Below are 1,931 nucleotides of genomic sequence, written 5' to 3'. Positions count from 1 at the left end.
GTTTGATCTGGGCCAGTACGTCGAGCACCATCTGGTCTTTACCACAGGTATCGAGCTGGAATTCCTGCATGATCGGCGCGGCGTCCTGATCAGGGTTGTAACGATAAACGCTGACTTGCAACATGGCGGCCACCCTTAATAAGTCCGAATCTTAGGTTCAAAAGTCGGAACAGTCTTCGGCGAGAAGTTCACGGCACGCTTGGTGACGCGCTTGTCACCCGGGAAGTACAGGGTGTGGCACAGCCAGTTTTCGTCGTCACGATCTTCGAAGTCTTCACGGGCGTGAGCACCGCGGGACTCTTTACGAACTTCGGCGGCGATGGCGGTAGCTTCAGCCACTTCCAGCAGGTTTTGCAGTTCCAGAGCTTCGATACGCGCGGTGTTGAACGCCTGCGACTTATCGTTGATCTTGACGTTGGCGATGCGCGTACGCAGGTCGGCCAGCTGGGCAATACCCTTCTGCATGTATTCGCCAGTACGGAATACACCGAAGTAGTTCTGCATGCAGCTTTGCAGCTCGCGACGCAGGGTTGCCACGTCTTCACCGTCGGTACGGCTGTTCAGCGCGTTCAAACGCGACAGAGCAGCGTCGATGTCGGCTTCGGTAGCGTCGTCGTATTCGATGCCGTCGGTCAGTGCTTTTTCCAGGTGCAGGCCGGCAGCGCGGCCGAATACCACCAGGTCGAGCAGCGAGTTGCCGCCCAGACGGTTGGCACCGTGAACCGATACGCAAGCCACTTCGCCTACTGCGAACAGACCATGAATGATCTCGTCCACGCCTTCAGCGTTCTGGGTGATCGCCTGACCATGAATGTTGGTCGGAACACCGCCCATCATATAGTGGCAAGTCGGAACAACCGGAACCGGAGCAACAACCGGGTCAACGTGTGCAAATGTCTTCGACAGTTCGCAGATGCCTGGCAGACGGCTGTGCAGCACTTCCTCGCCCAGGTGGTCGAGTTTGAGCATTACGTGGTCGCCATTCGGACCGCAACCGTTGCCGGCGATGATTTCTTTAACCATCGAACGGGCAACCACGTCACGACCGGCAAGGTCTTTGGCGTTCGGAGCATAACGCTCCATGAAACGCTCGCCGTGCTTGTTGATCAGGTATCCACCTTCACCACGGCAACCTTCTGTAACCAGTACACCGGCACCGGCGATGCCGGTCGGGTGGAACTGCCACATTTCAATGTCTTGTACCGGTACGCCAGCACGCAGAGCCATGCCGACGCCGTCACCGGTGTTGATCAGGGCGTTGGTGGTGGAAGCGTAGATACGACCTGCACCGCCGGTAGCCAATACGGTGGCCTTGGCGCGGATGTAGGTGGTTTCGCCGGTTTCGATGCAGATTGCAATCACACCGACGAACGCGCCGTCCTGGTTTTTCACCAGATCGACAGCGTAGTACTCGTTCAGGAACACGGTACCGGCTTTCAGGTTGCCCTGATAAAGGGTGTGCAGCAGCGCGTGACCGGTACGGTCGGATGCGGCGCAAGTACGTGCAGCCTGCCCGCCTTTACCGTAATCCTTCGACTGACCGCCGAATGGACGCTGGTAGATACGGCCCTGTTCGGTACGCGAGAACGGCATACCCATGTGGTCCAGCTCGTAAACGGCAGCCGGGCCTTCCTGACACATGTATTCGATAGCGTCCTGGTCACCGATGTAGTCGGAACCCTTGACGGTATCGTACATGTGCCAGCGCCAGTCATCGTTAGGATCGGCGGAAGCGATGGCACAGGTGATGCCGCCCTGGGCGGATACAGTGTGCGAACGGGTTGGGAAAACCTTGGTGATCACGGCAGTCTTGTGACCGCCCTGTGCCAGTTGCAGCGCAGCGCGCATGCCGTGAGATTCTAGATCTTTATTGATTGGTTTTTTTTAATTGTTTTGATTGTTTGGCATTTCTCTGTTTTCGCAGTTTATTT

The 1,931-nt window shown here is 57.0% G+C and carries 1 protein-coding gene and 1 pseudogene; both read right to left on the bottom strand.

Going from position 1 to position 1,931, the window contains the following annotated elements; genetic code table 11:
* Window positions 1-124: pseudogene (sdhB, locus tag ACIOZM_RS20155) on the bottom strand (succinate dehydrogenase iron-sulfur subunit); the annotation flags it as partial.
* An 11-nt stretch (window positions 125-135) separates the two neighbouring features.
* Window positions 136-1,848 carry a succinate dehydrogenase flavoprotein subunit gene (gene sdhA / locus ACIOZM_RS20150; protein WP_401216547.1) on the bottom strand — a complete coding sequence of 571 codons (1,713 nt, stop codon included), beginning with the start codon at window positions 1,846-1,848 and terminating at the stop codon, window positions 136-138.
* Between the last annotated feature and the right edge of the window lie 83 nt (window positions 1,849-1,931).

The organism is Pseudomonas sp. NPDC087346, from assembly GCF_044744235.1.
Lineage (GTDB): Bacteria > Pseudomonadota > Gammaproteobacteria > Pseudomonadales > Pseudomonadaceae > Aquipseudomonas.
The sequence above is the reverse complement of the archived record's forward strand: the minus strand, read 5'-3'. Positions and strand labels throughout refer to the sequence as shown.